This is a genomic window from Flavobacterium sp. (genome assembly GCF_028712645.1).
Classification (GTDB): domain Bacteria; phylum Bacteroidota; class Bacteroidia; order Flavobacteriales; family Flavobacteriaceae; genus Flavobacterium.
In genome coordinates this window covers 1-6,449 of the sequence record NZ_JAQTPQ010000205.1, presented here as the reverse complement: position 1 = coordinate 6,449, position 6,449 = coordinate 1, and the positions used below count along the sequence as shown (strand labels likewise).

At 35.0% G+C, this 6,449-nt stretch carries 7 protein-coding genes; all 7 read right to left on the bottom strand.

The features are described 5' to 3' along the window. Positions 1-623: complex I subunit 1 family protein (locus tag PHC28_RS14105; protein ID WP_300101901.1), on the bottom strand; the 623-nt coding region annotated here is incomplete at its 3' end. Positions 624-633: 10 nt separating this feature from the next. Further along, positions 634-1,755 carry an NADH-quinone oxidoreductase subunit D gene (locus tag PHC28_RS14100; RefSeq protein ID WP_300101898.1) on the bottom strand — a complete coding sequence of 374 codons (1,122 nt, stop codon included), beginning with the start codon at positions 1,753-1,755 and terminating at the stop codon, positions 634-636. Between the two features lie 6 nt (positions 1,756-1,761). Continuing rightward, the gene (locus PHC28_RS14095) at positions 1,762-2,223 is read right to left on the bottom strand and encodes an NADH-quinone oxidoreductase subunit C (protein WP_300101894.1); all 462 of its coding nucleotides are present in this window, start codon (positions 2,221-2,223) and stop codon (positions 1,762-1,764) included. Between the two features lie 87 nt (positions 2,224-2,310). After that, positions 2,311-2,871: an NADH-quinone oxidoreductase subunit B gene (locus tag PHC28_RS14090; protein WP_300101892.1), complete on the bottom strand. Its 561-nt coding sequence runs from the start codon at positions 2,869-2,871 to the stop codon at positions 2,311-2,313. Further along, on the bottom strand, positions 2,862-3,212 hold the full coding sequence (locus PHC28_RS14085) for an NADH-quinone oxidoreductase subunit A (RefSeq protein ID WP_300101890.1): 351 nt from the start codon (positions 3,210-3,212) through the stop codon (positions 2,862-2,864). Before PHC28_RS14085 ends, PHC28_RS14090 begins: the two co-directional genes overlap by 10 nt. Before the next feature lie 94 nt (positions 3,213-3,306). After that, a complete protein-coding gene (locus PHC28_RS14080) occupies positions 3,307-4,320 on the bottom strand; it encodes a 2-oxoacid:ferredoxin oxidoreductase subunit beta (protein WP_300101888.1) in 1,014 nt (337 codons plus the stop codon). 2 nt (positions 4,321-4,322) lie between these two features. Continuing rightward, the gene (locus tag PHC28_RS14075; protein ID WP_300101886.1) at positions 4,323-6,176 is read right to left on the bottom strand and encodes a 2-oxoacid:acceptor oxidoreductase subunit alpha; all 1,854 of its coding nucleotides are present in this window, start codon (positions 6,174-6,176) and stop codon (positions 4,323-4,325) included. Positions 6,177-6,449: the final 273 nt, after the last annotated feature.

The following is a 6,449-nucleotide window of genomic DNA, read 5'->3' as shown; positions in this document are numbered from 1 at the left end:
ATGGAAGGAATATGTCCTTGAAGAATTAGCCAGACTCCTTTTTGAACTTCAACTATTTGAGAAAGTTGTAATGAACCTGTCATTAAGACCAGTGTCAATAATGATAAACCAACGGATAACTCGTAACTAATAGTTTGAACTCCGCTTCGCATTGCTCCAATTAAAGCAAATTTGTTATTACTACTCCAACCTGCTAGTAAAATCCCGATAACTCCAATTGAAGAAATAGCTGTTAAAAAGAAAACACCTATATTAATGTCAAAAGCTTGAAATTCTTTCGAAAAAGGAAAAAGAGACAAAGCCATTAATGCGGTAACGATAACAAAATAAGGAGCTAAATTGTATAAGAATTTGTCTGCTTTTATAGTAACTGTTAACTCTTTGGAAACTAATTTTAAAGCATCGGCCATCGTTTGCAGCAATCCTTGCCAACCCACTCTGTTTGGTCCAAGACGCAATTGAAACCAGGCAGCAACTCTTCTTTCAAGTAAAACCAAATACAAACCGGCAACTGCAAAAATAGCTAAGTAAACTACTGCTATTAATACCATTTCTACAATGCTTGCTGTAGCTTGCGGCATCAGGCTAAAAAGCCATTCGTGAATATTTTTTGTAATGTTCATAGAATTAATTTTATCGGTCAATATCTGGAATTACTAGGTCTAGAGTTGCCATAGTTGCCACTAAATCCCCAATTTTTCCACCAACGGCGATGTGATTTAATAATGATAAGTTTGAGAATCCTGGTGAACGGAACTTCATTCGATAAGGATTTTTTGTTCCAGTACTGATAATGTAAACACCTAATTCACCTCTTGCGGTTTCTACTTTTTGGTAATATTCGCCATCCGGTAATTTGATAACTGTGTTGGTTTTGGCAAAAAAGTCACCTTCTGGAATGTTGTCAATTAATTGTTCAATTATGGACAATGATTCCCACATTTCTAGAATTCTAACTTGGTAACGCGCAAAAGTATCGCCTTCTGTTTTTAAGATTTCGTTGAAAGTTACTTTATCATAAGCACTATACGAATGATGTTTTCTCACATCGCAAGAATAGCCAGAACCACGACCAACTGGACCAGAAGCTCCAAAAGAAATGGCATCTTCTTTGGATAAAACACCAATACCTTTCATCCTTTTTTGGAAAATTACATTGCCTGTTAAAAGCAAATCGTATTCAGGTAATTTTGTTTTGAAATGAGCGATGAATTCTTTAGTTCTTTTTACAAAATTGGGGTGAATGTCAAACATTAATCCTCCAGGAATGTTGTAGTTCATCGTCAAACGGGCACCACAAGTTTCTTCGAAAATATCGTTAATCATTTCGCGGTCTCTAAAACCGTAGAAATAAGTAGTCAATGCTCCAACATCCATTCCCATAACTCCCCACCATAAAGTGTGCGAAGCAATTCTTGTCAATTCGGCAATAATGGTTCGTATGACTTTTACACGTTCTGGAACTTCAACTTGAAGGGCATTTTCAACAGTAAGACAAACCGCTTCGTTATTGATGTGCGAAGAAAGATAATCCATTCTGTCGGTCAAATGAACAATTTGCTGATAGCTGTCTCGTTCACACATTTTTTCGATGGAACGGTGAATGTATCCTAAATCTGGTTCTACTTTTTTGATTATTTCACCGTCAATAGTTAACAATAAGCGCAAAACACCGTGAGTAGCTGGGTGTTGCGGTCCCATATTGATAAAATATTCTTCGGATTTAAAGTTGTTGGTTATGATAGTTGTATCCATTTTTACTTATTTGATAACCATATTAATTTCATCTACATAATCTTTTCTCAAAGGAAATCCATCCCATTCTTCGGTTAAGAAGAGTCTTTTTAGATTAGGATGATTGTTGAATTTTATTCCGAAGAAATCAAAAACTTCTCTTTCGTGAAATTCAGCAGTGTACCAAATATCGCAAACCGTATCAAATGTTGGGTTTTCACGATCTTCAGTTTTTACTTTTACAACCAATTGATGTCTGTGAGTAGTAGATTCTAAATGATAGACAACTCCCAATTCCTTTCCCCAATCTACGCCGCTTAAACAAAACAAATAATCGAAATTAGTTTCGGAATTTCTTTTTAATTGCGTCATTAATTGGTGCAGTTGTTCGGGTTGAACGGTGATATTTAAAAACTGGGATTTTTCTTCAGTAAATTCCAACTCAGGAATCCAACTGCTTATTAAACTTTGTAATGCTTCGTTTGTCATTGTTAAGTTAGAGGTTAGAGGTTAGAAGTTAGAAGTTAGAGGCTGAAAGTAAAATCACTTCGTACCTCGTATTTCTATCCTCGTACTTTATAGTCCTTCGTCAAACCCGTCGATAGGGAAAACTTTATTTTTCATACTTTCAGTTCGTATTTTAGCCTGAAGCATCAACATTCCTTCCAATAAAGCTTCGGGACGAGGAGGACAACCAGGAACATAAACATCAACAGGAATTACGTGGTCAGCTCCTTTTACAACTGAATAAGAATTGTAGAAGAAAGGTCCGCCAGAAATAGCGCAAGCTCCCATTGCAATTACATATTTTGGTTCGGCCATTTGATCGTACAAACGACGTAAAACCGGTGCCATTTTGTTAACGATGGTTCCTGCAATAATAATTAAATCGGCTTGTCGTGGAGAAGGTCTTGCAACTTCAAATCCAAATCTTGAATAATCGTGTTTTGCAGCTCCGGTTTGCATCATTTCAATGGCGCAACAACTGGTTCCGAAATAAAGTGACCAAAGCGAGTTGGAGCGACCCCAATTGATGATTTGATCTAAAGATGTAACGATTACATTGGCTCCATTTCCCGCAGGAATTACTTTTCCTGGGAAATCTGCTGGTATTTCAGGTGTGTTATTTATTCCCATTTTAATGCTTCTTTTTTCCAAGCGTAGGCTAAACCTAAACCTAATATGACTAGAAATATGATGATTTCGTAAAAGGCAACCATTCCAATTTTTTGGAAAACAACTGCCCAAGGAATTAAAAATGCCACCTCGACATCAAAAACCAAAAATAAGATTGCGTATAAATAGTAGCCAACTTTAAACTGAACCCATGTTGGTCCAATGGTGGACATACCACTTTCATACGGTTCCCGTTTTTGTGAATTGTCGGATTTTGGTGAAATTAAATTTGATAAAAAGTTTGCTCCTGCAACCAGAACAATTCCGGCTAATAAGAAAACTATAATTGCTTCTGAACCCATATTTATTATTTTTATTCGTTTGCGAAAGGATGCAAATCTACATTAATTAATCTACTTATCCCATAGGATAATAAACTTAACTGTTAAATTGATTTTATTTTACTTCATAAGTTTCTCCTGAAAAGAACAAATCATCCGTTTTAGTAAAAGGAGAATTGGCTTTTACTTGAGCTGTTAATGCATCTTCTCTTTCCTCTAAAGTGACATCATCGAAACTTCTGATAACTCCAATTGCTAATGGTGATTTTAGTCTAACTAGCATATTATGAAGTGTAGTGTCTTGTTCTTTAGCATTGTGTACCAAAAGGTCTTCTTGGGTAATTCCGTTTTCGCCAATGGTTACTACTTCTAATTTCAATCCATTTAACACTAAACCTTTATCTCTGTTTTTTCCGAAAATCATTGGTTTTCCGTGTTCAAGATAGATTTGTTTGTCGTCTTTGACTTCTTTGTCAGTAATATGATTGTAACAACCGTCATTAAAAATCACGCAATTTTGTAAAACTTCGATTAAAGAAGTTCCTTTAAACTGATGGGCTTCTAAGAAAATCTGTCCCATTTCTTTTGGACTACCACCACCAACTCTTGCAAAAAATCTAGCTTGAGCACCTAATGCCAATTCTCCAGGAGAAAAAGGAGGTTGTGTATTTCCGTAAGGTGACGATTTTGTTTTTTGTCCTATTAATGAAGTTGGAGAAAATTGTCCTTTGGTTAAACCATAAATTTCATTATTGAAAAGAATGATATTCAAATCGATATTTCTACGTAAAACGTGAATAAAATGATTTCCACCAATGGCCATTGCATCACCATCTCCAGTTGCAATCCAAACACTTAAGTTAGGATTAGCCAGTTTCACACCCGAAGCAATTCCGGGAGCACGACCGTGAATACTGTGAATACCATAGGTATTAATATAATAAGGAAAACGTGATGAGCATCCGATACCAGAAACGAAAACTACATTTTCTCTGGCAACACCCATTTCTGGAAGTGCTTTTTGCATCGTACGTAAAATTACGTAATCATCACATCCTGGGCACCATCTTACTTCTTGATCACTTGTAAAATCTTTAGAAGTGTATTTTTTTTCAGCAATTGTTTCCATAATTATACTAGTTCTTTAAATTTTTGAATAAGATCATTGTTGGCAAATGGTAATCCTTGAATTTTGTTGAATTGTAAAAACTCAAATTGGCTGTGTTTAATTTTTAAAATGCTGGCAAATTGTCCAGAATTCAATTCGCAAACCACAATTTTTTTGAATCTAGATAAAATTGCTGCAGTATTTTTTGGCATTGGATTGATGTAATTGAAATGTGCATATCCAATGTTTTTATATCCTTCTTCATTAATTTGTTTTACCGCTGAATGCAGAGAACCATAAGTTCCTCCCCAACCAATTACCAATAAATCTCCTTGGCTGGCAAATTCAGTTTCTAAATCTGGAATATTATATTTAACACGATCAATTTTTTCTTCTCTAATGGCAGTCATCGTTTCGTGATTCATAGGCTCATAAGAAATATTTCCAGTTACAGCATCTTTTTCAAGGCCACCAATTCTGTGTTCTAAACCAGGAGTTCCTGGTACAGCCCAATTTCTAGCTAGAGTTTTCTCGTCTCTATCATAAGGATGCCAATTTTCTTTAACTTCCGTGATCTTATTGTTTTTGATATTTGGCATTTCAGAAACCGTTTTGATTTTCCAGGGAGCAGAACCGTTTGCGATATATCCATCAGTCAATAATATAACAGGTGTCATGTGTTCCAAGGCAAGTCGAGCGGCTTCGTAAGCAAAATTGAAACAGTTGGCAGGAGTGCTTGCAGCGATAACTATCACTGGACTTTCACCATTTCTACCATACATTGCTTGCAATAAATCGGATTGTTCTGTTTTTGTAGGTAAACCTGTTGAAGGCCCTCCACGTTGAACGTTTACAATAACCAAAGGAAGTTCAGTCATAATGGCTAAGCCTATAGCTTCTCCTTTTAATGCTAATCCGGGGCCTGAAGTTGTTGTGATGGCTAAATCACCAGCAAAGGCGGCGCCAATTGCTGAAGTTACACCTGCAATTTCATCTTCTGCTTGAAAAGCTTTTACACCAAAATGTTTGTGTTTTGCCAATTCGTGAAGAATATCTGTTGCTGGAGTTATAGGATAAGAACCCAAGAATAATTCCAATCCAGATTTTTCAGCAGCTGCCAAAAATCCCCAAGCGGTTGCGGTGTTCCCCATAATAATTCTATAGGTTCCAGATTCCATTTTTGCGGGAGAAATGGTATATGAGTTTGGAATCAATTCTAAAGTTTCAGCAAAATAATAACCTGCATTTAAAACTTTAGTATTCGATTCTATTAATGAAGGTTTTGATTTGAATTTTTTATTAAAGAAATCAATTGTGTGTTCTAATGAGCGGTTGTACATCCAGTAAACCATTCCAAGAGAAAACATATTTTTACTTCTTGAAATCGCTTTATTATCTAATCCCTCAACATCTTTTAAAGCTGTTTTGGTTAATGAAGTCATATCCACTTCAATTACTCTATAGTTGTCAAGACTTCCATCTTCTAATGGATTTGTAGTATATTCAGCTTTATCTAAATTCTTTTTTGAAAATGAATCTGTATCAACAATTAAGGTGTGTCCTGGTTTTAATGCGTATAAGTTGGTTTTCAATGCTGCTGGATTCATTGCTACCAATAAATCAACACTATCGCCTGGAGTACTTACCTCAACACTACCAATGTGAACTTGAAATCCCGAAACTCCATATAAACTTCCTTGCGGAGCTCTAATTTCTGAAGGGTAATTAGGAAAAGTAGCAATGTCATTGCCAAACATAGCTGATGTATCAGAAAACTGTGTTCCTGTCAACTGCATTCCATCGCCTGAATCACCCACAAACCGGATTACTACGGCTTCAAGAACTTCAGGTTGGAGTTTCGTTTTATTTGCAATCATAATTATAATTATTTTAAATTTTAAAAATTAATTTAATAGGCAAAAATTGATTTGTCAAATATAATTTCACTTGTTCTAAAAAAATATGATTATTATCATATAAGCACATAAAAATTAAATTTTTAGCTTATTATTTTTGGAGACGTTAAATTTCTATATCGATTGAGAAAATATAAATTAATTGAAAAAAAAATTTCAACTCTTTGGGTGAAATATGATTAATATCATATAAAAGTATTAAAATTCCATTTAATTTTACATAGAATTAATAAA

Coding starts and splice junctions, on each gene's coding strand:
- PHC28_RS14100 (WP_300101898.1), bottom strand. CDS start 1,755: ATGGATACAACTATCATAACCAACAACTTTAAATCCGAAGAATATTTT.
- PHC28_RS14095 (WP_300101894.1), bottom strand. CDS start 2,223: ATGACAAACGAAGCATTACAAAGTTTAATAAGCAGTTGGATTCCTGAG.
- PHC28_RS14090 (WP_300101892.1), bottom strand. CDS start 2,871: ATGGGAATAAATAACACACCTGAAATACCAGCAGATTTCCCAGGAAAA.
- PHC28_RS14085 (WP_300101890.1), bottom strand. CDS start 3,212: ATGGGTTCAGAAGCAATTATAGTTTTCTTATTAGCCGGAATTGTTCTG.
- PHC28_RS14080 (WP_300101888.1), bottom strand. CDS start 4,320: ATGGAAACAATTGCTGAAAAAAAATACACTTCTAAAGATTTTACAAGT.
- PHC28_RS14075 (WP_300101886.1), bottom strand. CDS start 6,176: ATGATTGCAAATAAAACGAAACTCCAACCTGAAGTTCTTGAAGCCGTA.